Origin of the sequence: Mesoflavibacter sp. CH_XMU1404-2 (assembly GCF_037029465.1) — a bacterium.
GTDB lineage: Bacteria > Bacteroidota > Bacteroidia > Flavobacteriales > Flavobacteriaceae > Mesoflavibacter.
In genome coordinates, this window is sequence record NZ_JAYMEM010000028.1 from 88,228 (window position 1) to 112,782 (window position 24,555).

The 24,555-nt window shown below is 35.0% G+C and carries 24 protein-coding genes; 20 read left to right on the forward strand and 4 right to left on the reverse strand.

Translation table 11 applies throughout. The annotated features are described in order from the left end of the window. Positions 1 to 28 precede the first annotated feature (28 nt). From WA327_RS11980 to WA327_RS12000, 5 genes are all read left to right on the forward strand, one after another. Positions 29 to 1,987: a heavy metal translocating P-type ATPase gene (locus tag WA327_RS11980; protein ID WP_336070081.1), complete on the forward strand. Its 1,959-nt coding sequence runs from the start codon at positions 29 to 31 to the stop codon at positions 1,985 to 1,987. Positions 1,988 to 2,612: 625 nt separating this feature from the next. Beyond that, positions 2,613 to 3,464 (forward strand): RteC domain-containing protein, encoded by an 852-nt coding sequence (locus WA327_RS11985; RefSeq protein ID WP_336070083.1) that lies wholly within the window; start codon positions 2,613 to 2,615, stop codon positions 3,462 to 3,464. A 276-nt stretch (positions 3,465 to 3,740) separates the two neighbouring features. Further along, positions 3,741 to 4,019 (forward strand): helix-turn-helix domain-containing protein, encoded by a 279-nt coding sequence (locus WA327_RS11990; protein ID WP_025743375.1) that lies wholly within the window; start codon positions 3,741 to 3,743, stop codon positions 4,017 to 4,019. 138 nt (positions 4,020 to 4,157) lie between these two features. Further along, the gene (locus WA327_RS11995) at positions 4,158 to 4,712 is read left to right on the forward strand and encodes a hypothetical protein (RefSeq protein ID WP_336070086.1); all 555 of its coding nucleotides are present in this window, start codon (positions 4,158 to 4,160) and stop codon (positions 4,710 to 4,712) included. After that, entirely contained in the window at positions 4,709 to 5,371 is a 663-nt protein-coding gene (locus tag WA327_RS12000) for an ATPase (RefSeq protein WP_299034375.1), read from the forward strand. Before WA327_RS11995 ends, WA327_RS12000 begins: the two co-directional genes overlap by 4 nt. 2 nt (positions 5,372 to 5,373) lie before the next feature. Here the strand turns inward: WA327_RS12000 and WA327_RS12005 are convergent, their stop codons facing one another. Continuing rightward, on the reverse strand, positions 5,374 to 5,799 hold the full coding sequence (locus WA327_RS12005; protein ID WP_025743372.1) for a hypothetical protein: 426 nt from the start codon (positions 5,797 to 5,799) through the stop codon (positions 5,374 to 5,376). A gap of 236 nt (positions 5,800 to 6,035) precedes the next feature. Between WA327_RS12005 and WA327_RS12010 the strand changes: the two genes are divergently transcribed. Genes WA327_RS12010 through qatD form a run of 4 tightly spaced genes read left to right on the forward strand, consistent with a single transcriptional unit; the run spans position 6,036 to position 10,785 of the window. Beyond that, entirely contained in the window at positions 6,036 to 7,877 is a 1,842-nt protein-coding gene (locus WA327_RS12010; protein WP_025743371.1) for a P-loop NTPase fold protein, read from the forward strand. Between the two features lie 6 nt (positions 7,878 to 7,883). Then, a complete protein-coding gene (gene qatB, locus WA327_RS12015) occupies positions 7,884 to 8,720 on the forward strand; it encodes a Qat anti-phage system associated protein QatB (RefSeq protein WP_025743370.1) in 837 nt (278 codons plus the stop codon). Then, positions 8,717 to 10,054 carry a Qat anti-phage system QueC-like protein QatC gene (qatC, locus tag WA327_RS12020; RefSeq protein WP_025743369.1) on the forward strand — a complete coding sequence of 446 codons (1,338 nt, stop codon included), beginning with the start codon at positions 8,717 to 8,719 and terminating at the stop codon, positions 10,052 to 10,054. Before qatB ends, qatC begins: the two co-directional genes overlap by 4 nt. After that, positions 10,051 to 10,785 (forward strand): Qat anti-phage system TatD family nuclease QatD, encoded by a 735-nt coding sequence (qatD, locus tag WA327_RS12025; RefSeq protein ID WP_025743368.1) that lies wholly within the window; start codon positions 10,051 to 10,053, stop codon positions 10,783 to 10,785. Before qatC ends, qatD begins: the two co-directional genes overlap by 4 nt. Positions 10,786 to 10,907: 122 nt before the next feature. Here the strand turns inward: qatD and WA327_RS12030 are convergent, their stop codons facing one another. Beyond that, on the reverse strand, positions 10,908 to 11,573 hold the full coding sequence (locus WA327_RS12030; protein ID WP_025743367.1) for an N-acetylmuramoyl-L-alanine amidase: 666 nt from the start codon (positions 11,571 to 11,573) through the stop codon (positions 10,908 to 10,910). Between the two features lie 166 nt (positions 11,574 to 11,739). Here WA327_RS12030 and WA327_RS12035 point away from each other — a divergent pair, with 166 nt between their 5' ends. The 8 genes from WA327_RS12035 to WA327_RS12070 all read left to right on the forward strand — a co-directional run bounded on the left by WA327_RS12035 (position 11,740) and on the right by WA327_RS12070 (position 19,536). Further along, a complete protein-coding gene (locus WA327_RS12035; RefSeq protein ID WP_025743366.1) occupies positions 11,740 to 12,027 on the forward strand; it encodes a hypothetical protein in 288 nt (95 codons plus the stop codon). Positions 12,028 to 12,297: 270 nt separating this feature from the next. Beyond that, positions 12,298 to 14,700 carry a TraG family conjugative transposon ATPase gene (locus WA327_RS12040; RefSeq protein WP_336070097.1) on the forward strand — a complete coding sequence of 801 codons (2,403 nt, stop codon included), beginning with the start codon at positions 12,298 to 12,300 and terminating at the stop codon, positions 14,698 to 14,700. A gap of 11 nt (positions 14,701 to 14,711) precedes the next feature. Beyond that, on the forward strand, positions 14,712 to 15,293 hold the full coding sequence (locus WA327_RS12045) for a conjugal transfer protein (RefSeq protein WP_168817362.1): 582 nt from the start codon (positions 14,712 to 14,714) through the stop codon (positions 15,291 to 15,293). Next, entirely contained in the window at positions 15,293 to 16,132 is an 840-nt protein-coding gene (locus tag WA327_RS12050) for a hypothetical protein (RefSeq protein WP_168817361.1), read from the forward strand. The genes WA327_RS12045 and WA327_RS12050 overlap by 1 nt, the downstream gene beginning before the upstream one ends. Positions 16,133 to 16,154: 22 nt before the next feature. Continuing rightward, a complete protein-coding gene (locus WA327_RS12055; protein WP_168817360.1) occupies positions 16,155 to 16,775 on the forward strand; it encodes a conjugal transfer protein TraK in 621 nt (206 codons plus the stop codon). A 22-nt stretch (positions 16,776 to 16,797) separates the two neighbouring features. Then, entirely contained in the window at positions 16,798 to 17,775 is a 978-nt protein-coding gene (gene traM / locus WA327_RS12060; RefSeq protein ID WP_168817359.1) for a conjugative transposon protein TraM, read from the forward strand. Positions 17,776 to 17,785: 10 nt separating this feature from the next. Continuing rightward, positions 17,786 to 18,586, forward strand: coding sequence for a DUF4138 domain-containing protein (locus WA327_RS12065; protein ID WP_168817358.1), 801 nt, complete (start codon positions 17,786 to 17,788; stop codon positions 18,584 to 18,586). A gap of 83 nt (positions 18,587 to 18,669) precedes the next feature. Continuing rightward, on the forward strand, positions 18,670 to 19,536 hold the full coding sequence (locus WA327_RS12070; RefSeq protein ID WP_336070101.1) for a cation diffusion facilitator family transporter: 867 nt from the start codon (positions 18,670 to 18,672) through the stop codon (positions 19,534 to 19,536). 52 nt (positions 19,537 to 19,588) lie between these two features. Here the strand turns inward: WA327_RS12070 and WA327_RS12075 are convergent, their stop codons facing one another. Both WA327_RS12075 and WA327_RS12080 read right to left on the reverse strand, forming a co-directional pair. Further along, the gene (locus tag WA327_RS12075; RefSeq protein ID WP_168817357.1) at positions 19,589 to 20,113 is read right to left on the reverse strand and encodes an ORF6N domain-containing protein; all 525 of its coding nucleotides are present in this window, start codon (positions 20,111 to 20,113) and stop codon (positions 19,589 to 19,591) included. A 21-nt stretch (positions 20,114 to 20,134) separates the two neighbouring features. Continuing rightward, positions 20,135 to 21,400 carry a site-specific integrase gene (locus WA327_RS12080; protein ID WP_168817356.1) on the reverse strand — a complete coding sequence of 422 codons (1,266 nt, stop codon included), beginning with the start codon at positions 21,398 to 21,400 and terminating at the stop codon, positions 20,135 to 20,137. Positions 21,401 to 22,297: 897 nt separating this feature from the next. Between WA327_RS12080 and WA327_RS12085 the strand changes: the two genes are divergently transcribed. Genes WA327_RS12085 through WA327_RS12095 form a run of 3 tightly spaced genes read left to right on the forward strand, consistent with a single transcriptional unit; the run spans position 22,298 to position 23,698 of the window. After that, on the forward strand, positions 22,298 to 23,053 hold the full coding sequence (locus tag WA327_RS12085) for a hypothetical protein (protein ID WP_336070107.1): 756 nt from the start codon (positions 22,298 to 22,300) through the stop codon (positions 23,051 to 23,053). A gap of 2 nt (positions 23,054 to 23,055) precedes the next feature. Further along, positions 23,056 to 23,478, forward strand: coding sequence for a DUF5675 family protein (locus tag WA327_RS12090; RefSeq protein ID WP_336070109.1), 423 nt, complete (start codon positions 23,056 to 23,058; stop codon positions 23,476 to 23,478). Next, positions 23,456 to 23,698, forward strand: coding sequence for a hypothetical protein (locus WA327_RS12095; protein ID WP_336070110.1), 243 nt, complete (start codon positions 23,456 to 23,458; stop codon positions 23,696 to 23,698). Before WA327_RS12090 ends, WA327_RS12095 begins: the two co-directional genes overlap by 23 nt. Positions 23,699 to 24,555: the final 857 nt, after the last annotated feature.

The following is a 24,555-nucleotide window of genomic DNA, read 5'->3' on the forward strand; positions in this document are numbered from 1 at the left end:
GAATTAAAATAAAATTATTATCAAACTAATGAAAAAAAAGAAAGTCAATTTAAGAGATTTGAATAAAACTTCTTCAGATACTCACAAGCGCAATGATGCCCACAACCAAAGCAGCGCAGAAAGCATAGTGAAATTTAAAGTTTATGTACCAGCAATTTTCAGCTTTGTAATGCTGATTATTGGCATTGCGATGGATTATTTTGACGTAGCATTTTTTAAAGATTGGATACGTATCGTCTGGTATGCAGTCGCATACCTTCCTGTAGGTTTTCCTGTGATAAAGGAAGGTTGGAACAGCATCAAAAATGGCGATTTCTTTACCGAATTTCTATTGATGTCCATCGCAACCATAGGTGCATTCGCCATTGGCGAATATCCGGAAGGTGTGGCAGTAATGTTGTTTTATGCGGTAGGCGAATTATTCCAAAGTGCCGCGGTTAAAAGAGCCAAAGGAAGCATCAAGGCATTACTGGATGTAAGACCCAATGAAGCTTTGGTTTATCGGGACAACAATTATGTTTCTGTAAATCCCGAAACCGTTGCTATTGGCGAAAAAGTGCAAGTACGTGTGGGCGAAAAAATTCCTTTAGATGGTATTTTATTGTCCGAAAAAGGCTCGTTCAATACCGCAGCATTAACGGGCGAAAGCAAACCTGATACCATTGCAAAAGGCGAAAAAGTATTTGCTGGAAGCATAAACTTGGACGGTGTAATTGAAATAAAAACTACTAAAGAATTTAAGGATAGTTCTATTGCAAGAATTTTGGATATGGTGCAAAACGCCACCGCACGGAAATCAAAGACCGAATTGTTCATTAGAAAGTTTGCAAAAATCTATACGCCTATCGTGGTATTCTTGGCAATTGCCTTGACATTTCTACCTTACTTTTTTGTGGACGATTATGTTTTTAGCGATTGGTTGTATAGAGCATTGATTTTCTTGGTTATTTCCTGTCCGTGTGCTTTGGTTATCTCTATTCCGTTGGGCTATTTTGGTGGATTGGGAGCAGCTTCAAAAAACGGGATTTTGTTCAAAGGCGCATCTTATTTGGATGAAATGACGAAGGTTAATACCGTTGTTATGGACAAAACAGGAACTGTAACCAAAGGTGTTTTTAAAATCAAAGAAATAAAAGCCATTGGCTGGAAAGAACCTGAATTTATGAAATACCTAATGGCGATGGAAGAACAATCTACCCATCCCATTGCCAAGGCAATTATGGATTATAAAGCCGATGGCGAAGATTTTCAAGCTTCCGAAGTAAGTGAAGTAGCAGGAAAAGGCTTAAAGGGAACAGTAAACGGCAAAACCGTATTGGTTGGGAATAAACCATTGATGATTTCAAACAATATCGAAGTTCCATCTGAAACCGACAACATTGTAGAATCTATCGTGATGGTTTCCATTGAAGGCAAATTTGCAGGCTATGTAATCATTGCAGACGAGTTAAAGGATGATGCCCACGAAGCCATTAATCAAATTCGGGAATCGGGTATTTCAAAAATCATAATGCTTTCGGGCGATAAGGATTCCATTACTCAACAAGTTGCCAAAGAAATGGGTGTAGATTGGGCAAAAGGTGGATTGCTTCCAGAAGATAAATTGAAGGAAGTCGAAAAACTAATGTCCGAAAATGACGGAAGAGTAGCTTTCATTGGCGATGGCATCAACGATGCCCCAGTATTGGCAGTAAGCGATGTTGGTATCGCAATGGGCGGCTTGGGAAGTGATGTAGCGATAGAAACGGCAGACGTTATCATCCAAACAGACCAACCGAGCAAAATTGCAAAAGCAATTAAAATTGGTCGTTCAACCAGACGTATTGTATATCAAAATATTGCGCTTGCTTTTGGAGTAAAAGCTGTGGTACTTGTTTTGGGAGCAGGAGGCCTGGCGACAATGTGGGAGGCTGTGTTTGCGGATGTTGGTGTGGCTTTGTTAGCAATATTGAATGCAGTTAGGTTGCAGAAGATGAAGTGGAAATAATCAAAAAAGATGTATCAAAAACAGAGAAATAAAAGAAATAAAAAGGTTAGTAAATCATCGAATAACAAAATCACAAAAAAAGATAAGTTCAATGGGATTCTTGCAATAATCTTTGTGGTAATAACCGCATTCCTATTATACTATTTTGTGCTAAAAGGGAATATTCATAAGCATTGATGAACTACGAGAATATAATGTTCCAAGTGGTTTTTGGGGTTACAGCAGATGAAGTGGAAGTGGTTGATTGGTTGGTTGGTTCATAGCAAAAATGATATTCTATGTTAGAAAATAGACGAAATAGACGAGATAGACGAAATAAAAAAAACACTAAAGTACCGTCTGTAAAAAATAGCATTACCAAAAAAGATAAAATAATTTGGATTGGTATTCTAATCGTTGTTATCCTGTTAATCTGCTTTGTACTGTTCTTACAGTTCCTAAAGTATTTTATATCTGTTTAATTGATAGATAAATATTAAAGAAAATATTTAGCATAGCTATAAAATATTCAAGAGTTGTGAAGGATAAATTGACTGGTTTTAACTTTCCCAATTTAACGTTACTTATAATTTTGAATGCAACGTTATTGCAAATGATGAAATGGTAATAATGATACCGAAAATAAATGACAACAAATTACGAGGACATATTAAAAAAATTAGACTATGAATTAAATATTCTTGAAATAGAAGAAGAAGATATTTTAGTGAGAGCTGAAAAAGGGATTAAACTTGCAAAGCAAACCCTTAAGAAAGTTAGAAGTATCATAGTTGACTATGAATTTAAAACCAAATTAGATGAAATATCTTTTTTTAAGTGTACTAAACCAAAAATTTATAGCAAACTCATATATTATGTAAAACTATTTAATATTGAAGGTAAAAGACCAAGAGGTAGTAATAAATCTCAAGTAAAATATTTGAACAATTATATTGAAAAACTTCAAACTTATTTTAACGACAATCTCGATTTTTACCATTATTACCGTAGGGAAGCCACGGTATTTGATGAACAATATTTTTTGAGAGGCAAGGCAGATATTCGGTTATTCCCGGATTCATTTCACTTTTTTGTAGATGAACAATTTGCAACAAGCCACGATAGTACAGTAGCCACAATTTTAGCCTACGACCTTTTGATTGTACACTTAAAACGGGAAATTGATAAATTGGAAAATAATGGAAATTATGCAAGTTTAAGATTGTTACAAAGTAAAACCAAAATTACCTGGACAGCCCACAAAATATATTTAATTGAACTGATATATGCTTTGCACAGCACAGATGTCATAAATAATGGTACTGTTGACATTAAAGATATTGCCTATTTTGTTGAAAAAACGTTTAAAGTGGACTTGGGCGATTATTACAGGGCTTTTTTGGAAATACGGATGCGTAAAAATGGGAGAACCAAATTCTTGGATATACTAAAAAAGCAGTTGACCAAACGGATGGATGATACTGATAACGTAAAATAAGACACCCAAGATGCTTCAACTTGGGTGTTTCTTGTTTTATGGAAAATCTCATTTTATTTGGTGGTTTTTAGATAGGGTATTTTTTCTGAAGAAGTACCAAAACCCTCTATTGTATTACATTGAAAATGAGAGAAGAAAAACACCCAAGTAGGCCTAACTTGTGAATAAAATCCAGCAAACTACCCCAATTTTGTAGAACGAAAGTCAAATCAGGTCAGGGGCTATCATTTTAGATGAAAGCAAAACGGTAGTCCCTTACTTTTAATCCGTTCTATTATGCCCACAAGTATTATTACCACAGACGACCTTCGAGAATTCAAAATGGAACTGCTCGATGATATTAAAGAACTACTTAACAGCCAATCTGGTCATATTACCAAAAGGTGGCTAAAATCCCCTGAAGTAAAAAAGCTTTTGGGAATCTCTTCTGGCACGTTACAGAATTTAAGAATTAATGGCACATTGCCCTACACCAAAGTAGGGGGTGTACTCTATTACGATTACGAAGAAATAATTAGCGTAATGGAAAATAATAAAGTTCATAACAAATTCTAAATCGTTTTGGAGCAGGTCAATTACATTAAGCACCTAAACGCTGTATTCTTACAATTCTCAAAGGATAGCCGTTTAAATCCCACGCACATAAGTTTGTACGTGGCATTGTTTCAATTATGGAACAACTATCACTTTCCTATGGAATTCTATGTCAATCGAGAAGAAGCGATGCGGTTTTCCAAGATTGGTTCAAAAACTACCTACCATCGCTGCATCAAAGAACTACATCATTGGAATTACCTATTGTACGAACCCTCACATAATCCATTTAAAGGCAGCCGAATCAAGATGTTCAATTTTGGGACAAGTGATGGACAAGCTCTGTACCCAAACGATACCAATATCGGGACAAGCAATGGACAAGCGGTGGTATCTATAAACAAACATATACAAACAGGAAGAAACAAAGCAAATGATACTAAACTTGACCAACCAAAAAATGAAAATGAAGTCATTGATTTTTTTGAAAAGGAAAATTGGCCAGGAGTGGAGGCCAAAAAATTTTACAACCATTACCAAGGTATCGGCTGGAAAGTAGGTGGCAAAACAAAAATTGTTAATTGGCAAGCCACAGCTCGCAGCTGGATGTTAAAAGCGGACGAGCTCAAACAAGAAAAAACGATGGTCGCAGTTAGCCAAAATACGGACAACCTAAAGACGAGTTCCAACAAAAATTATAATGAACCCTTATGAATCTCCACAAACCACATATCATTACCGAGGGTAGCGTTCAATACACCTTGGGAGAACTGAAAGACAATCAAATGCTTTATGATTTTGATAAAATGCTCATTTATCTCAATGCCAAAGGAAAACTACTTTTTGGCAAAAAATTCAAAATTTTTGAAGAAGACCGTGATATTGTATTCAAGCTCTGTAATTATTTTATCAGGGATGAAGCTAATTGCAAAAAATTGAATATCGACATCAATAAAGGCATTTTACTTTCCGGTCCTGTTGGTTGCGGAAAGACCAGTTTAATGAAGCTGTTACGCCATATTGTGCCACATCAAAAATCGTATGAAGTTATACCCACACGGAACATTGCATTTGCATTTAACAATATTGGTTACACCATTATTGAAAATTATGGCGATAAGAGGTTTTATTGTTTTGATGATTTAGGTGTAGAACCAACTGGAAGGCATTTTGGAAAAGATTGTAATGTAATGGGCGAAATCTTACTTTCACGTTATGATTTATTTTTAAGTCATAAAACTAAAACACACGCAACTACAAACCTCAATGCTAAAGAACTGGAGGAACGTTATGGGAATAGGGTACGTTCAAGGATGCGACAACTGTTCAATTTAATTGCCTTTGATAAAAGCAGTCGTGATAAAAGGGATTAAATCTAATTTTGGTTTTCTTCCTCTAAAAGAAGTAGTTCGTGTATCATATCGCTTTCATCCAAATATTGAGCCAACCATTCTTGTTGGGAAAGCCAATTGATATACTCTTTATCAGATTCCCAAATAGCTTCAACATATTCCCCTCTATATTTACCGAAACTAAATTTCGTTCCAGAATCTTGTCCCTCAACTTCAGTATCGAACAATTTGTAATAGGTTTCTAATAAACCTTCTTCTCTACACCTGTAATACAGCCATTGTTTTTTATAGCCTTTGTATTGCCTTCTTTTTTCAAGATATTTTACCTTTTCAACATCAGATAAGGCCTTAAATGAATTTCGTTTGGTTTTTGGTTTAAACAACCATCCAAAAGTCATCCCCAAAGTATTTTGAAGTACGTTCAAAAAGAAAATTGCAATTGCTCTCATTTTATTTGCACTAGAGTTTATAACACTCTAATTAGGCCTAATTTACGAAAAAAGACCAAAATTTTGACTTCCAGAAGTAAAGATATATTCTTAATAAAATTTTAACAATTTGTAGGAAACCGTAAGAATTTAAAAAGACATTTCAGTATATTTATAGGCGATTACGCTTAAAATATTAATGTTTAAAAAGCTAATGGGTTTTCATTGGCTTTTTTTGAATAAAATAACGTCAAAAAATGTGGAATGATAACGAAACAAACTCTGATTTTATCGACTATCAGCATCTTGTAAATGCTGTAACAAGCATTGTAAACAATGTCAATCTATTGCCTTGTAGTATTGGTGTTTTTGGCGATTGGGGAAGCGGAAAGTCGAGTCTTATGAGAATGGTTGAAGAGACCTATTTAGGGGACAAAGATGTTTTAATTATCAACTTTAATGGATGGTTATTTGAAGGGTATGAAGATACCAAAACCGTTTTGATGGGCAGGATAGTTAACGAAATAATCAAAAAAAGAAAACCACAGGATAAAGCATTAAAAATTGCAGCAAAACTTCTAAAAAAAATAGACTTACTTAAAATTGGACAATCTGCTGTTAAGCATGGAGCTGGTTTTATGTTAATGGGGCCAGCAGGACTTGCCTTAACTACTACATCAGACATCTTAAGTAAGTTGTCCAATGCCGATTATGAAGAGTATATAAAAAAGCAAAATGAAAATACTGACCCTGACGAAATCCTTAAAAATGACATTCAAGAATTCCATCTAGCATTTGAAGAATTAATTAAGGAAACCAATTTAAAAAAAATAGTAGTGTTAATTGATGATTTGGATAGGTGTTCACCAGATACAGTCATTGGAACACTTGAAGCCATTAAATTATTCTTATTTGCGAAAAATACTGCTTTTGTAATTGGGGCGGATGAACGACTCATTAAACATGCAGTTAGAAGAAGGTTTCCAGAAATACCAGGAGACAATACTGAAGTGGGACGTGATTATCTGGAAAAACTAATTCAATACCCAATAAGAATTCCACCCCTTAGTGACCTAGAATTGACAACTTACATCAATCTATTATTCACTAATTTATATACGGACATCGGAGAATTTGAACATATCAGGATAAGTGTTTTAGAAGAGAAAAATAAAGACCAATTTGGTTTTACGTTTAGATTAGAAAATGCGAATGAATTTGTTACTGAAGTCAACGAAAATCTAAAAGAAGCGTTGCTTCTCTCTGCCCAACTTGTATCGGTTCTGGCAGTAGGTCTTAATGGTAACCCCAGACAGACAAAAAGATTTTTAAACACTCTTTTGTTAAGACACCAGATGGCCAATTCCAAAGGAGAAAATCTTGATAAACGTATTTTGGCAAAACTAATGCTCTTGGAATACTTCAAGTCAGAAACGTTCAAAAGTTTTTATCAACAACAAGCAAAGAACCAAGGAATTATTACCGAATTAAAATTGATGGAAGAGTTAGTACTAGAAAATAATGATGAAAAATTAGATGAACTGCCAGTAGAATTTCAAAGTTATTTACAAGATTCTTGGATTAGACAATGGCTATCTTCAGAACCCAATGTCAGCGAGGTAAATTTACAATCCTATTTTTATTATTCAAGAGACAAATTATCCGTTTCTGGGACTAATATCCAAAGAATGAGTTCTCAAGCTCAAGAATTATTTATAAAACTCTTAAATGATTCTGAAACTATCAGAAGCTTGGCCTTAAAAGAAGTAAGGTCTCTTAGCGATGGGGATTCATCAGCGATATTTGAATCTCTAGCAGAAAGAATGAAAAATGAAGGAGAACAGAATGGGGAATCACCAACCATAAAACGTTTAATAGATTTTTGTAACGTCAGAAATGAACTAATCTCTCAATTATTAAGTTTGATTGATAAATTACCGCACCAAGTTTTACCACTTAGTATTACCACTTGGCTTCAAGGAATTTCCGAAAATACTTCGCACGAACCTACAGTTAATAAAATGATAAAAGACTGGAGTAAGAGTTCAACAAATAAGCGTTTGGCAGGAATCGCCAAACGTAAATTAAAAAACTTGTAATAAATTATGGGAACTTCTGCATCAGGTACTGGACCAAAAGGAAAAACACCATTACTACCCAGTTGGGCAACTGACTCTGACAATGCCCCAGAAACAGACGAGAAAAACAATCAGCAATCGGATGACACTTTAAATGAAACAGTAGATTCAAAACCTGAAACAGTACCAACACAAAAATTATCAGGCACAAAAAGTATACTCACAAGAATTTCTAATGGAGGTAGCGGTTCTAGTTTTAAAACTTTTGCTAAATCATATATAAAGTCATCTGGTGGTAGTAGGGCAGCCACAAAATCTTCAATTGCTGGAATTAACGTTGGTAGAAATTATCTTGGTTTTTTGAGCGGAGTTTCAAAAGAAGGCTTTAATGAAACTTTACAAAAATATGACTTATCTGATTGTATAGGTAAATCTAGTGAGGAAGTTATTGCAAAAATTGCTGATAGAATTGCCCCAACGGGTAGTACTAATGACGAAGCAATCGCACGTGCAGCCATAATGATAACATTTGACCGACTCTATGAAAAAATCCTTGATAGTGGTAGAGATATAGAATCACTAGACAGTATTAACTCAGAAACATTGTCTGATACCGTAGTTGAATTTGTGAGTGCTTATATCTTCAAGAAATGGGTTTATGAAGCTGGAATTGCTCTTGAAAGAAATGATTTATCTGAAAGCGAAGCAATTAAATTGGAAAATGAAATGCGTTTTTTTATAAGAGATGAAGTAAAAAACGGATTTAAAAAAGCTGATATTTCTAAAATAGATTTAGCTCAAGGAGAAGGAAAAAAAATAATAGAGGACATATTTGAACTCGCATATTCAACACTAGAAAAATGAGTATTTGGCACATAATAATAAAAAATAATGAGAAGGATACTTTTGATGTAAAAGTGTCTGCTTCAGAAGAAAAGTATATTTTAAACACCGTTCAATTAGGAAATGACCCATCCGCTTTGGGAACTAATATTTTCAAAGAATTACGTTTGGCAAAAATAGAACCAAAAGATGAAGTTTTAGATTTATTGCATCTTTCCCTCGGAATTTACACTACTGACCAAGTGGTTTCCAGAAAAGCTCATGGCTTTCAAGAATGGAGTCGCCACTTCAAAATATATATGCCTGTTTCCTCTTTGGACAAATGGGAAAATGCAAAAGAAGATTTGCAGAAATTACTATCGTTTTTAAGTGGAGATAAATGGGAAATTTACTTTAGAAAAAACATAATTACAGAAGGAAAACAAATTAAACTCATTAAAAACCACAACCCTAATAAAATAGAAAAGGTCGCTTTATTTTCTGGTGGAATGGACTCATTTATTGGAGCCATTGACCTATTAGAAAACAAAAAGAAGGTAACCTTTGTTAGTCACTATAAAAGAGGAGCTGATAAAAGTGCTCAAACTATGCTGTATGAAAATTTAAGAAAAAAATATGGCGATGAGTCTTTCTCTAATTATCAATTTTATGTGCAGCCAAATCAACAGCATGCCAAAGCTTCAAAAGAAGAAAGTTCTAGAGCTAGGTCTTTTTTGTTTTTGTGCCTTGGTCTAATAGTGGCAAATACATTAGAAGAAACTATTGACTTCATTATTCCCGAAAATGGCTTAATCTCTTTAAATGTTCCTTTGACTGGAACTAGACTTAGTAGTCATAGCACAAGAACTACACATCCATACTACCTATCTACATTTAAAAAAGTGATTTCCGAATTAGGGATAAAGAATAAAATTAACAATCCATATCAATGGAAAACCAAAGGCGAAATGATGGTTGAATGCAAGAATCAAAAATTGCTAAAAAAACTTAATCATGAAACACTTTCTTGCTCTCATTCAGAAAATAGTAGGTATTCAGGCATGAGACCAGGAATTCAATGTGGATATTGTGTACCATGCATTATAAGACAATCAGCAGAAAAGAAAAGTGGTACTACCGGAACTGAATATGTACACAATATAACTCAAAATGTTCCTTCACAAAAACTGGTTTCTGGCAGTGACATAAGGGCATTCAAACTATCTCTAAAGCGTTTAGAAAACCGTCCAATAAGAAGCATAATGTTTGATATTTTGAGTTCTGGCCCTTTACCGTTTGAAAGTAAGCAAGAATTAGATAAATATATAGATGTTTATCAACGTGGAATGAATGAAGTAAGAGATTTTTTAGAATGAAATATCATGACACTCATTTTCATCTGGACTTGATGTCCAATCCGATTGATATTGTAAATCAAATAGAGAAATCTAAAGTTTACACAATCGCAGTAACGAATAGCCCCAAAGTTTATTTTTATACAGAAAATATTACAAAAAACACTAAGTATATAAGACCGGCTCTTGGATTGCATCCTGAATTAGTTGGAGAAAGACATCAGGAAATTGATAAGTTCATTTCACTTTTAAGTAAGACAAAATATATTGGAGAAATAGGACTAGACAATTACAACAAATCGCCTGTAGATTATAAAAGACAGGTTCAAGTTTTTGAGAAAATAATATCAGAATGCACAAATTTTAGCGATAAGGTTTTGACGGTTCATAGTCGAAAAGCCGAAAATGATTTACTGGATATTTTTGGCAAATCGTTCCCTGGGAAAGTTATTCTACATTGGTACTCAGGCTCTATCAAAAACCTTGAAATTGCGGTATCCCGTGGATATTACTTTTCGATAAACTACCAAATGACAAAATCTAAAAACGGACAGAAGATTATTGATAGTATCCCTATTAATCAAATTCTATTAGAAACGGACGGTCCTTTTACATCATTAGGCTCAAAAAAATTCACCCCATTAATGGTTGACAGTATCCTAGATAAAATTTGTCATTTAAAAAAGGATTATAATTCAGATAAACTAAAAAACGTGATTTTAAATAACTTTTACGACCTGATTCAGAATTGATGGTTTTTAGGGGTTATGCTATTTACGAGTACTAACAATCCACCTATTAATATCTTTTATTTCTTTTTTTAGTTCTGATAAGAGCTTTTTCAAACTCTTCACAATCTCAATAAGTATTTCCTTCATAATCCAGTATTAAAATAGTTACACAATCCCATTAAAATGGCCAATGCCATAGCTCTTATATTTTTGGGTTTTAAAAAATAATCCGCTTCATCAGTATTCGTAACAAAGCCCATTTCAACGAGTATCGAAGGGCGATATGTAGTATTCTCTCGTAGCACTTGAAAATTTGAAAATCGGACAGCTCGTTTTTTAAAACCTAATTTTTGGGTGCTTTCTTTCAAAATGGACAATCCCATTTCGATAGATTTTTTTATCAGCACTTCTATGTCATTGGTATTATGTACATAAACATCTATCCCTTTTGAAGAAGTATTAGAAGCATTGCAATGTAATGATACAAACACATCAGCCTTTAAGCTTTCAGCTAATTGGCTTCTGTCCGATAAGGAAATTAAAGTGTCCTTATATCTAGTTGAGTAAATGTCAAACTTGTTATTTATAAGGGTTTTATTTAGCCTTATAATCTCATTTGCAATATCAAGCACAACATCCTTTTCTTGAATACTATTTGTGCCAATTGCACCAGTATCTTTTCCACCATGCCCAGGATCGATGATAATCACTTTTTGTTGACCGAAAATCACACAGAAATGTAGCATCAAAATCACAAAACTGACGTTTTTAGGCTTTATCCTCTTCCAAAATTTTAGAGTTATTAACATAGCACTTCTCGATTTTCATAAAATTTGATACCAATTCGTATCAAATAAAAACAATTGATGTCAAAATTTATTTTATTCACAAATTACTGATTATCAGTTATTTGCGTTGTAATATACACTATTTTTCAAATATCAAAATTGACGTAAAATTTAAATCACCTTGATTATGAAAAAATCACATTATGTAACCATCTTATCATTACTTATTTCAAGTACGACTTTTGCACAAATTGGAGGTATCGAAGATTCCGTAAACGATGTTTCCGATACTATCCGAACCATTTTCCCTATTATTCTGGGCGTTATATTCTTAATTGGCTTTCTATTCAATGCAGGACACTTCTTTGGCGAAAATGCCGATTTAAAAAAAGGTATTACCCGTGTATTGGTCTTTGTATTGATTGCAGGAGCAGTCGTGGGCATCTTTACTTATCTAATTAGCATCGTAGTGTAATGAAAAGGTTCGAGGTCTATAAAAACATTCGTAAGCGAGCCGTTATAATGGGTCTGCCCATATCGTTGTTCGCTTTAATGATGACAGTTGTTATCGGTTCATTACTGTTCATCATTTTTTCTTTCAGTTTTACCGTTATCGTTTCAGTATTCCTATTGAACGGAGTCTTATATATCGCTTTAACCCACATTACCAAGAACCCAGCTTTGATGCACATCAAAAAGGTATTTCCACAAACAATTAGTAACAAAAAAGGAAGTCGCTTGTACTATGAAGAAGATTAACCTATCTGCATATCATCCTATTTTGGATATTCAAGACCATATCGTTTTTGCGAATAATGGCAATGTAATGTTGGGCTATCAAGTATATAATCCTGAAATCTATTCCCTTGCGGAAAAAGATTTTGAGGACATCCACGGTTCGTGGTTTCAGGCGTTTAAATCATTGCCTGTTGCAACGGTTATCCATAAACAGGACATTTATCAGAAATCGGCATATTTAGCCGAAGAACTTCCGAAAAAAAGCTTTTTGCAACGTGCCACTCACGATTACTTTAAAAATAGGGAATTCATAAAGCATTCATCTTACCTATTCTTTATCCTTCCACACAATAAAGCTTTGAACGCACCGAAGTTCGTTAACCCGTTCCGTAAAGTCGAAAAGGGCATCCACAAGCAAATGGACCACAACGTACAGGAATTTATCGCTTCGGTAAACGATGCTGTTTCTTTTGTAAACAATAGCCGAAAGATTTCATTAACACCTTTGGGCATTGATAAAATACTATCATTGACCAATGCTTATTTCAATGGGTTCAACGAGGGTTTTGATACTGATATCCAATTGAAAAAATCAAATATTGTAATTGGCGACCATCATTTTGATGTGCTGGCAGTTAATAGCGAACTGTGTTTTGGCGATGTGGTTCAGAGTAGCAAGACCAATGATAAATTCACTTCGGACGATTTTGTATTCCACCAGGGATTTATTGACGGATTGGGTCTGAATCTGAATGAAAACCATATTGTCAACCAAATTATTTATTTGGATGATAAACATAAGTGGCGAAAACTGCTTGACAAGAAAATCGAGGAACTCAAAAAGAGTTCCAATTTTGGAACACAGAACAAAGTCATCTTAAAGAAGATTGAAGAAATTGTTGCCAAAATCAATGAGGATGATAGTTCAAGAATCATTCGAGGACATCTAAATATTATATTCTGGGATAAGGATGAAGTACAATTAGAAAGAATTGCTTCAAAGATAAAAACCGAGTTCAAGGAACTGGATATAGTGCCTTATTACCCAAAAGGCGAAGAACGAAAGCAATATTTTTTAAACTCATACTGCTGTTTTGCTTCCAACTTTTCAAATGAAGATTTATTTGTAACCGATTTAAAACACGCCCTTTGCCTGTATATCAACAACACCAATTATCAGTCAGATGCCACAGGTGTCATCTTTAATGATAGGCAACATAACATTCCTGTATTAAAGGATGTTTGGGATGAAAAAAAGAAACGCATCAAAGCTCGAAACTTTGCCATTTTCGCACCTACGGGAGAGGGAAAATCTTTTTTGGCGAACAATATTCTACGGCAGTACTTCGAGGTCGGCGTCCGACTGGTTATTATTGATTTAGGTGGTTCATATTCAAAATTCGCCAAGCTCTATCCAAACGACCATATAATCCTTCGCTACGAGCAAGGAAAAAACTTGGGTATCAATCCATTTTATATCTCTGATGTCAATGATTTGACACCAGAGCGGTTAGAAGATTTAGCAATCTTCCTTTTGGAACTTTTAGCTTCAGGAAAGGAAACTACCAAGGCTGAAGAAGTGGCAGTCAAAAAAGTGCTTCGTTACTACTATCTACAGAATGTTGGTTGTACACATTCTTTGGAAAATTTATACCAGTTCGTTGATACCAAAAAGGACAGCATTTTAGAAGCCCTACACATTCAGGAACAGCATTTCAACATCTACGATTTTTTACACATTCTCTCTGAATATGTGGATGATGGCTTGTACAGCTTCCTGTTCAATGTAAGCGAAGACCAGATCTACAAAATTGAGGATAAAAGGTTGATTGTGTTTGAACTGGATGAAGTTAAGGACAATAAGGAAATCCTTTCCGTAATGTTGAAGTTGATTAAATCTGCCATTCAAAGAACCATTTGGAGAAATAAAGCCGAAAGGGGAATCATCCTATTCGACGAGTTTGCCAAACAGCTCAAATTCGGAAATGTACTCGAAAGTGTAGAATTCTACTACCAAGCCATTAGAAAACAGAATGGAGCAATTGGGATTATACTGCAATCCATAAACCAGTTGCCTACTAATTCAACATCGGCAAGTATTCTGGAAAACACACAGGTCATATACAGCCTTCGCAATGAAAAAGGCTATGCCGAATTAAAAAGCAGGCTCAACCTTTCCAGTCACGATTTAAACCAGTTAAAATCCATTCGGAACAACCTTACAGGAACAAGAAAATATACCGAAATGTTTATCAAAATTGGAAAGGAAAGCAACATTTTCCGATTGGAAGTACCACCAGAAGTCTTTGCTGCCTACTTAACTGATGGACGAGAGAGCGAAGAAATAATGAAGCTCTATGAAAAGCATAATAATATGGAGCAAGCCATTAAAATATTTATTAATTCTTAAAAACAAAAATTATGAGACAGACAATTAAAAAGCTAATGTTATCCGCACTATTTATAGTGCTAATTGGAAGTAACGCTTCGGCCCAGGGGATGCCTGTGTATGACAACACAAACTTTATCTCTTTTGTAAAATCATTGTTGGAATCCGGTAAACAGACCGCCAATTTAATGAAGACGGTAAAATTCCTTAAAACGCAAAAGGAAAATATCGATAAGGTCAACGATGTCATCAAACAACTTAAAGCGGTCAGGGAATTGGCAAGAAATAACCAACGCTTGTATGATGTGGTTCAAGATGATTTACGGGAAATACTCAATTCCCCTTTTATCAAACCAGATGAAGTAACTCGTATTTCAGGTTCTTTTGATGCCATCCTTGAAAATTCTATGGCAGGTATGGAATATATCGACCAAATCCTGTCCAGCGACAATATGAAGATGACCGATGCCGAACGAGCCGAAGTACTCAAAGAAAAGGAATTGGAATCCAAGGAAATGGTAGCGGAAATTGAGGCGAAAACCAGACGCTATCGGGAGATTATTCAATTTCGGGAAATGCAGCACAAAATCAATAATCGAGAAACCAATTACTAATGTCAGGTATTTTTTTAGGCATAGGGTTAGAATATGTGGACACTATTTTTCAAACGATAAAAAATAGTGATTTCTCGCAATACACTATTGCGGGGATGAAGACCCTTGCCATATTGTTCTTTCTCATCAACATCCTAAAAAAATACAATGAAGGCGTTGCCAACAATGAGGGCTACACTTGGGGATTAACACCTGCGGAGTTGGCCAAAAACTTTGCAATAGTAATTTTAGTGATTTTTTCCACACAGGTATTGGGTGTTTTCGACACTATTTTGGTGGCCATTGAAAACCAATATCGGGACACGGCACCCGCACTTCTTCCGTTGCAGATGCAAGATATTGACATCGAACAGGATGTAAGTGCTTGGGATGCCGCCACTAAAGCAATGGCAATGCTCTACGAAGCACTGGTTACACCTTTATATGGTTTAAAGATACTATCCTTTATTGTCGGAATATTTCTGTGGCTTTTGGATTTGTTTATCTACCCATTATTCCTTGCAGAGCGATTCTTTTTGCTGGGCATAATGCAAGCCTTTTTCCCTTTGGTCATCAGCTTGGCGGTTTTTGAAAAATTCAGGTCGTTGGCCTACAACTTTTTCAAACTTTACGCTGGTGTATATATGTTAGTGCCTGCCTTCTTTCTGGTCAATATTTTCGTGAATAATCTTTATACCGAAATCAACACCAATTTCTGGAGCGATTTATTTGGTACAGATTGGGGCAGTAATTTTTTCGCACCGCTTTTACAATTAGGGTCTATTGGATTTATTGTGCTGCTGAAATTCAAACTGTACAAACGGGCGACTTCGTTCACTTTCAGGCTCTTTACAGGCTGATAAAGCATAAATCAATAATTAAATGAAAACACCATATAAAAACATTTATAACATCTTAAAACTCAATCGCTTTATCGTATTAACGGTTGTTATCGGAGCAGTACTCACGTGCATCATTTCCGTTTTGATGGTCATAAAACTACATAAAGAAACGGTTAACAATGCCTTTGTGGTAAATACGGATGGAAGCGTTATTCCGCTCAAACTGGTATCTCAACAGGAGAATTTAAAAGTTGAAGTCTTGGCACAATTGGAATTATTCCATACCTATTTCTATAACATAGATGCCAGCAATTATGAAAAGAATTTGGAAAAAGCCCTCTGGTTGGGCAATAGTTCAGTAGATGCTTTGTACCGACAGAAAAAAGCCGATGGTGTTTATAACCGTTTGTTGCAATATTCGCTGGTTCAAAAAGTATTGAATATCGAATCCAAAGTTGATATTCAAAACGAGCCCTACAAATTTGAAACGAAAACCATTTTTGAAATCAACCGAGGGTCGGTAACCGACACTTATGAATTGACCACAACAGGAAATTTGATTCACGTTGACAGGAACTTTCCTAATAATACCCACGGATTGTTGATTACCAACTTTTTTGAAAACACATTACGAAAATTAGAAAATTATGAAAGCCCATAAAGGATATTAAAAAACAGATACAATGAAAGTAGAAAAAAATAAAATAGTCTTTTCCATCGTGCTGGTATGCATACTGCTTTTTATAGGTGGTTATGCAATGTTAGTATTAGGAGAAGACGAAGAACCGACCATAGAGAACAATCAAATTCCCGTACCGAAACTGGAAGACGACCAAAAGGAATACGATTCCAAATTGGATGCCTTAAACGATTTAAAGGAAGTGAGGGAGACCAATGCACCAAGTATTTATGATGAACGGCTGTTGGATTCCACAGGCGTGTATGACCCTGATTTATTGGACAAGAAAAAAATGCAGATGGTAGATAGCATCTACCAGCAAGGACAGATTCGATATTCAGATAGAACGTTTGAAAATATCAATCCCAGATACAAACCATCAAAACCATCTATTAAGAAGGAAAAAGACACAACGGATGCCATTGTAGAAAAAGAAACGAATGTCGAAGCCAAAGAACGTGCTTTGGAGCATCAACTCTTTTTTGCCTCGCATCCCATTGAAAATGATGATTTGAACTCAAAGAACACCGATGAATTTATATATGTTCGGGTTGATGGCACACAGACGGTTAAAACTAATTATCGTTTACAAATGCGGTTGCTAAAGGACGCTACCGTTTACGGACAACGCTATTCCAAAAACACGCCCATTTACGGATTTGTCGATTTTAAACCCAATCGCACAATCATAGACATTGAGAACATCAATCATCAGCCAGTAAAATTGAAAGCCTATGACTTTCAAGATGGTAGCGAAGGCATTTATATCGAAAACAGTTTTAGAGCCGAAGTTACCAATGAAATCGTTGGAGATATGGTGGACGACATCAACATTACCGGTGTTCCACAAGTAAGCGGTTTCAAGAAAATTTTCCAACGCAACCATAAAAACGTAAAGGTTACAATAACCGACAATTACAAACTCATTTTAAGGCTTCCTAAAACCAAATATCAAGGTAAGCCAATAATGGGCAATTACTAAACTTATTATTATGAAGACATATATCACATTACTACTATTTATTTGTACAATGTCAATAGTTGCACAACAACCCCTCGATACCATTTATGCCAACGACAAGAAAAATGTCGCCCTATTTTTTCCCAATCCAATACGACAGGGAATTACCGGAGCTTCCCATTTTGTATTCACCTATAATCGTGAAAAAGAGCAGTATTTTGGATTGTTACAGGCGAAGCCTGGAACTGAAAGCAACCTTTTGACCGTTACAAGTGATGGTAGCGTTTATTCTTATATTCTGAAGTATTCTGAAAAACTTCCAGAACTGAATTATTTTATCAACGAAAATGAAAGCATTGGTAGCGAGCTTCCAATAAAGATTAAGCAGAAGCCCGAAGTTAAAGCGTTGAACGAATACACAAATAGAATAACCCATTTTCAAAAATTCAGCGAGTATTTATTAAAATCCAACTTTGAGAGTATTGAAACCAAACGCAAAAAAGGCATCAAAGTACAATTGCAAAAAATGGCATACGATGCTTCTGAAGTGTATTTGGTCATTGAAGTTAAAAACAAGTCCGGAATCGATTTTGAAATCGACTATCTCAACGTATATAGAACCAACGGAAACAAAAAACGTAAAGCCTCTTATCAAAGATTGCAGCAAGAAGTGATATACAAACACAAAATGCCATATTCCATTACTGATGGAGAAAGTCAATGCTTTGTGTATGTAGTTCCAAAGTTTGTTTTAGGAGACAACGAAAAGTTAATGCTGGAGCTGAAGGAGCTAAAAGGGAGCAGGAAAATGATTTTGGAAACCAAAATTTAAGAGGTGTTTATCACCTCTTTTTTTATGATTAAAAAAGTACCTTTGTTATAAATATAACAAATCTATTGACAACTAAAATTAGAATGAATAACGAACAAACCGCAATACGAACAACTTATTTCAGCATAATTGGGAATACTGCTTTAGCCTTAATTAAAGGACTTGCGGGATTTTTTGGAAATTCTTATGCTTTAATTGCAGATGCGATTGAATCGACAACGGATATTTTTGCTTCATTTTTAGTTTTATTAGGTTTTAAATATGCAAAACGACCAGCGGACGAAAATCATCCCTATGGACACGGTAAAATTGAGCCATTAATTACCTTTGGAGTTGTTACATTCCTTGTTGTTTCTGCCACAATAATCGCCTATGAAAGTATTCAAAACATTCAAACACCTCATAAAATCCCGAAATCTTGGACTTTGATTGTGCTAGGTCTAATAATAGCTTGGAAAGAAATCTCATTTCAAATTGTAATTAAAAAAAGTAAACAAACAAATAGTTCATCATTAAAAGCAGATGCTTGGCATCATAGAAGTGATGCCGTAACTTCGGTAATGGCCTTTATCGGTATTTCGATAGCAATCATATATGGAAAAGGTTATGAAACAGCAGATGATTGGGCTGCATTATTCGCTTCAGCGTTTATTTTATATAATAGTTATTTAATATTACGTCCAGCTTTAGGAGAAGTTATGGACGAACAACTTTATGACGAACTGATAATTGAAATTAGAGAAAAATCAACAGAAGTTCAAGGTGTTTTAGGAACAGAGAAATGTTTTATTAGAAAATCCGGAATGAAATTCCACGTGGATTTACACGCAATTGTGAATAGTGAAATTTCGGTAAAATCTGGTCACGACATTGCTCATAAGTTAAAAGACCATTTACGAAAAGAAATACCGAATTTAGGACACGTACTAATTCATATTGAACCGAATTAATAAAAATAAATATATCAATAAAAATTGTCTATTCTGATGACCGAAGAAAAATTTAATAATCTTTCCTATCCGTTTTAAAACCAATTCGTTCCCTGTTTTGCTGGTCAATCTGCACTTTGTCTTTTTGCAATAAATAATTCAATGCCTGATGAATGTCCTTAAATTTGATATTCATTTCTTTTTCAAGTTGGGCTATATGTTCTTTAAGGTTGCTATAATCTGTAAGATGCTGCCGTAACGCTACAAATGCACGCATAATAGATATATTTACGTCAATGGCCTTGTCGCTGTTAAGTACGCTGGAAAGCATTGCTACACCTTGTTCAGTAAAGGCAAAAGGAGCAGTCGGGCTAAATTTGATATTCTCTGGAAGGTTATCACAATTTGTGATAACCTCTTTCCACTCGTCCTTTGAAAGCTGAAACATAAAATCATCTGGAAAACGTTTAAGGTTACGTCTAACGGCTTGTTTAAGCACTCTGGTTTCTACTTCATAAAGTTCTGCGAGGTCAAAATCAAGAATTACTTTGTTACCTTGTATATTGTGTATTTTGGTTTTTATTATTGATAGTTTCATTGTGTTTTGGTTTAAGTAAGTTTATGAATTTTGAGATGCTACTTTTGAGATAGGTTCGTTTTCTATCTCATTGAATTGGGTCCTTAATTTTTGCATATCGTCACTAACTTTACGTTCAATAACCTTTGCATAAATTTGGGTAGTAGATATTCGGGAATGGCCCAATAATTTTGAAACTGTCTCGATAGGCATTCCATTACTCAATGTTACTGTTGTGGCAAACGTATGTCTTGCGATATGGAATGTAAGGTTCTTTTTAATCCCACAGACATCTGCAATTTCCTTTAGATAAGAGTTCAGTTTTTGATTTGATATTTTAGGAAATATACTTCCTTGGGAAATGGATTTACGGTTGCTCTTGTATTTTTCAACAATTTGCATCGCTTTTGGTAACAAAGGTATTCTTATAGGCTTTGTCGTCTTTTCTCGTTTGTAATAAATCCAAAGTTCGCCATCGATGCCAATACAGATATTATCCGCAGTTAAATGAATGACATCAATATAGCTTAAACTGGTATAGCAACTAAAAACAAACAAATCCTTAACCAATTCCAATCTGTGAATGCTAAATTGTTTGTTTTCTATCTCTTGAAGTTCTTCGAGGCTTAAAAAGCCTCTTTCATTTTTAATGAATTTAGCTTTGAAATTGATAAAAGGGTCGCGTTCTATCCAGCCCAACTTATGTGATAGATTTATCAGTTTCCTAAACCGTTCTATGTGCTTCATCACGGTATTATTGCCCATTGGTTTTTGATGGTCTTCGGGTACATAACCTCGAAGATATTTCTCGAATTTTATGATAAAGTGATAATCGAGTTCCCGTAAGTAAAGGTCTGTGGTCTTATAGAATTTCGATAAAAATTTTGAGATATAACTTTGTGTAGTGTAGTAATTTTTTTGTGTTCCCCACTTTAATTTGTTTACCATATCTTCATTATGGTAATTGATAATATCAGTAATGGAACGATTATTTTCGTCATTACCAAAGTATCGAGCCTTAACAACTTGTGCAGTAATCAATTTATGCTCGTTCATTAAATCGCGATAACATTTAAAAAGATGATTGTAAGTTTCATCCAAATAACTGTTCAAGATTCTTGATTTTTGGTTAGTTCCACGAGCCCTGTTTTTATGGACATCCCAATCAGAAACTAAAACTTTTCGTTTTAAACTGATGGTAGCCCGTTTACCATTTACCGTAATTCTTGCGTAAATTGATGCTTGGTCATTTTTTGCCCTGGAGAAGTCCGCCCAGAACAAAATACTGAAGGTGGAAGATGTTTTCATTATTTCGTCTTTTAGTTAACAATAATTCGTTGTTATCAGACGAAAGTCAAATCACTTATAAAGATACATTTATTTATCGATTAGCAGACAGTTAGCTACAAATCTGGTCAACACTTTTTGATTTTTCAAATTGTTATCCGATTTGTTGACGTTTTTAATCAAAACATATCAATTCTTATGATATTCTTAAAAACAGAAAAACCTGTAAATCATACGATTAACAGGTTTTTGTTATAGATTGATACTATAATTTGTCGGGGTGGCAGGACGACTAACCGTTCTGCGTTTCCCTTTATTTATAAGGACTTTAAAAGTTGAGATTTTTAGCACTCACCGAATCACTCAACTATTAATAAGAACTTTTTGTTTGCGATTGTTATTCGTAAAGCGGTTGCAAATATAAAACGCTTATTGTTACAATACAACCTAAATTTACACAAATTTTATGAGGATTGAAAGTAATTTGTAACTATTTGATATACAATATAACCTCTTCCATTTCAATACCAGAATACTCTGAAAACTCTTTGATAGTCACGAATTGATGAGGTTCTTTATCTAAATAATTTCTTATGTCCTGAAGCAATTTACGTCCATAACGTTCACTTCTGCCTGTAATAAGCTGAACATCTTTTGGATATATACATAATCTTCTATTTGGAACCATAATACTCTATCTATACTTTATCTACGCTTTATCCATATATCATCCATACTTCATGTTTTATGATGATGGTGATGATGCGTTGTTAAAATGTTGGAAACCCGAATGGGTTTTCAATATTTTAATGACGTTTTTGGTTGTATCGGAATGGATGACCTAAAACGGAATTGGTTTTTTAACAACGTGCCATAAAATTACGTGATTTGGTTTCATTAATCAAAAAACGAATTAATATGGCAAAACAAACTGGAATTATTAAACTGAAAGGAACTATCGGTGGTATTTCCTTTTACAAAACGACTGATGGGCATTTAGCACGAGAAAAAGGCGGTGTGGATGCCAATCGTATTGCAAATGATCCTGCGTTTCAGAGAACGCGTGAAAATGGGTCTGAATTTGGACGTGCTGGTAAAGGTGGCAAGCTCTTGCGAAATGCTATCCGTATTCTTTTGCAAAACGCTAAAGATAAACGTGTGGTTTCTCGTTTGACCAAAACACTTGTAGCAGTTACCAAAACTGATACAACCAACGAAAGAGGTTTAAGAACCTTACAGGATGGCGATTTAAGCTTATTAAATAGCTTTGAATTCAACTTGGGTGGAAAGTTAGGCACAACGCTTTTTGCTCCGTTTACGAATACTTTTGACCGTGTTTCTGGTGATGCTAACGTAAACCTTGATGCGTTTTCTCCAACTGTTAGAATTGCAGCTCCGACTGGAACAACCCATTTTAAGGTGGTAATGGGTGCTTCTGAATTGGATTTTGAGAACGAAACCTCAACATTTGAAAATGATGAGACTGTCATTCTTCCTTACACTTCTGCTGATACAGCTGCTATTGCCTTGACCGCTTCTTTGACCGCTAATTCAACGCTCCCTGTTGTACAGGTACTTGGTGTTGAGTTTTACCAAGAGGTAAACGGACAAATGTACGAGCTTAAGAATGGTGCTTACAACGCCTTGGCAATTGTTATTGTTGACACTCCGTAAGTATGGAATTAGTGCTGCATAGAGCCTATTTTGAAGAGGGCACCAATGGTGCTCTCTTTAATTCTGATAGATTCCTTTGTCATACCATCGAATTGCCCTGGAACGATAACAAACGAAACATTTCCTGTATTCCTGAAGGTGTTTATGACCTTGAACCACGTTTTTCTAAACGGTTTAAGCATCATTTGATTTTGAACGCTGTAAAAGGTAGAAGTTTTATTCTCTTTCACCCTGCGAATGATGCTCTAAAAGAGCTTCAAGGGTGCATTGCTCCAGTAACGTATTTGAGTGGCATAGGAAAGGGGATTTACTCTAAAAATGCTATGCAAAAACTATTGTCTTTGGTGTATCAAGCTAAAGACCGAAAAGAAATCATTTTATTAACTATTAAATCACAGAATTATGAACATTGTAAAACGTTATAAAAAACCAACTCCCAAATTTTTCAAGACTTTACGCAATATTGGTATTGCATTGGCTACTGCAGGTGGTGCCATCATAGCTGCACCAATTTCGATGCCTGCCATTGTGGTAACTATTGCTACTTATATGACCGTTGCTGGAACTGTGGCCACCGCAGTTAGTCAAGCGGTTGTTACTGATGATGAAAACACAGAAACTGATGAGAATGACGATGGATTATAACACCAAATCTGCCATTATTGGTGGTACTTTCTTTTCATCTATTTTAAATATTGGTGTTGAAGATTTGATTACCACTATTATTTTGGCTGTTGTTGGTGCAATCGTAAGTTTCTTTGTTTCCCTACTGCTTAAAAAGTTTATCACTTTTCTCGGGGCAAAGTGTCGTAGGTGGAAGTGATTATTGATGTTAAGCGGTGGGAAAGATAAATAAAGGGCATTTTCTAAAAAATGCTCTTTTTTTATGCGCGGTGTTGAGGTGGGTAAATGGAAAGAGCGATACCCTGATAAGGGATTGAGAGAATGTAATGCATCCTACCGCAGACACTTGGTAAACATTAATAATTGCTGTAACCTACACCGTTGAAATGGGTGGTGGGGAAAAGTGGCAGTCTTGTGTGTTCTAAATTTCAATGCCAGTTCTGAATTGAGCGTGGGGAATGTCGGATATTTTACATAATGGCGTTATAGTACAGAAACCAAATGAATGCTACTATAACTACCCGTTATGTAAACATAGCTTTGGGTAGTTTTTGGTGTGCGCCTTTCGTCAGGCTCAAGACAGGCTATGGAAACAGCTCTTTGCTTTTTTGCTGTACCAAATTGTGCAAATAATTCTTTTAAGCAAAACAAGCAATGTGCTGTGTGAGGATTGGCAGCCAAAAACTACAAGCGCGTTGGCGAGCGGAACAAACCAAAAGACAGAGGATTTTTGCTTTTGCAACAAACTGGGTTTTGGTTTGTGGGGAATTGTAAAATAAATTTTTCTTAAAAAACAGGGGTCAGAACCTATGACCCTTATTTAAGTTAATATATTGATAATTAAGAACTATAAACTACCCAACAAAATTCATTGGGAC

Coding starts and splice junctions, on each gene's coding strand:
- WA327_RS11980 (WP_336070081.1), top strand. CDS start 29: ATGAAAAAAAAGAAAGTCAATTTAAGAGATTTGAATAAAACTTCTTCA.
- WA327_RS11985 (WP_336070083.1), top strand. CDS start 2,613: ATGACAACAAATTACGAGGACATATTAAAAAAATTAGACTATGAATTA.
- WA327_RS11990 (WP_025743375.1), top strand. CDS start 3,741: ATGCCCACAAGTATTATTACCACAGACGACCTTCGAGAATTCAAAATG.
- WA327_RS11995 (WP_336070086.1), top strand. CDS start 4,158: ATGGAATTCTATGTCAATCGAGAAGAAGCGATGCGGTTTTCCAAGATT.
- WA327_RS12000 (WP_299034375.1), top strand. CDS start 4,709: ATGAATCTCCACAAACCACATATCATTACCGAGGGTAGCGTTCAATAC.
- WA327_RS12005 (WP_025743372.1), bottom strand. CDS start 5,799: ATGAGAGCAATTGCAATTTTCTTTTTGAACGTACTTCAAAATACTTTG.
- WA327_RS12010 (WP_025743371.1), top strand. CDS start 6,036: ATGTGGAATGATAACGAAACAAACTCTGATTTTATCGACTATCAGCAT.
- qatB (WP_025743370.1), top strand. CDS start 7,884: ATGGGAACTTCTGCATCAGGTACTGGACCAAAAGGAAAAACACCATTA.
- qatC (WP_025743369.1), top strand. CDS start 8,717: ATGAGTATTTGGCACATAATAATAAAAAATAATGAGAAGGATACTTTT.
- qatD (WP_025743368.1), top strand. CDS start 10,051: ATGAAATATCATGACACTCATTTTCATCTGGACTTGATGTCCAATCCG.
- WA327_RS12030 (WP_025743367.1), bottom strand. CDS start 11,573: ATGTTAATAACTCTAAAATTTTGGAAGAGGATAAAGCCTAAAAACGTC.
- WA327_RS12035 (WP_025743366.1), top strand. CDS start 11,740: ATGAAAAAATCACATTATGTAACCATCTTATCATTACTTATTTCAAGT.
- WA327_RS12040 (WP_336070097.1), top strand. CDS start 12,298: ATGAAGAAGATTAACCTATCTGCATATCATCCTATTTTGGATATTCAA.
- WA327_RS12045 (WP_168817362.1), top strand. CDS start 14,712: ATGAGACAGACAATTAAAAAGCTAATGTTATCCGCACTATTTATAGTG.
- WA327_RS12050 (WP_168817361.1), top strand. CDS start 15,293: ATGTCAGGTATTTTTTTAGGCATAGGGTTAGAATATGTGGACACTATT.
- WA327_RS12055 (WP_168817360.1), top strand. CDS start 16,155: ATGAAAACACCATATAAAAACATTTATAACATCTTAAAACTCAATCGC.
- traM (WP_168817359.1), top strand. CDS start 16,798: ATGAAAGTAGAAAAAAATAAAATAGTCTTTTCCATCGTGCTGGTATGC.
- WA327_RS12065 (WP_168817358.1), top strand. CDS start 17,786: ATGAAGACATATATCACATTACTACTATTTATTTGTACAATGTCAATA.
- WA327_RS12070 (WP_336070101.1), top strand. CDS start 18,670: ATGAATAACGAACAAACCGCAATACGAACAACTTATTTCAGCATAATT.
- WA327_RS12075 (WP_168817357.1), bottom strand. CDS start 20,113: ATGAAACTATCAATAATAAAAACCAAAATACACAATATACAAGGTAAC.
- WA327_RS12080 (WP_168817356.1), bottom strand. CDS start 21,400: ATGAAAACATCTTCCACCTTCAGTATTTTGTTCTGGGCGGACTTCTCC.
- WA327_RS12085 (WP_336070107.1), top strand. CDS start 22,298: ATGGCAAAACAAACTGGAATTATTAAACTGAAAGGAACTATCGGTGGT.
- WA327_RS12090 (WP_336070109.1), top strand. CDS start 23,056: ATGGAATTAGTGCTGCATAGAGCCTATTTTGAAGAGGGCACCAATGGT.
- WA327_RS12095 (WP_336070110.1), top strand. CDS start 23,456: ATGAACATTGTAAAACGTTATAAAAAACCAACTCCCAAATTTTTCAAG.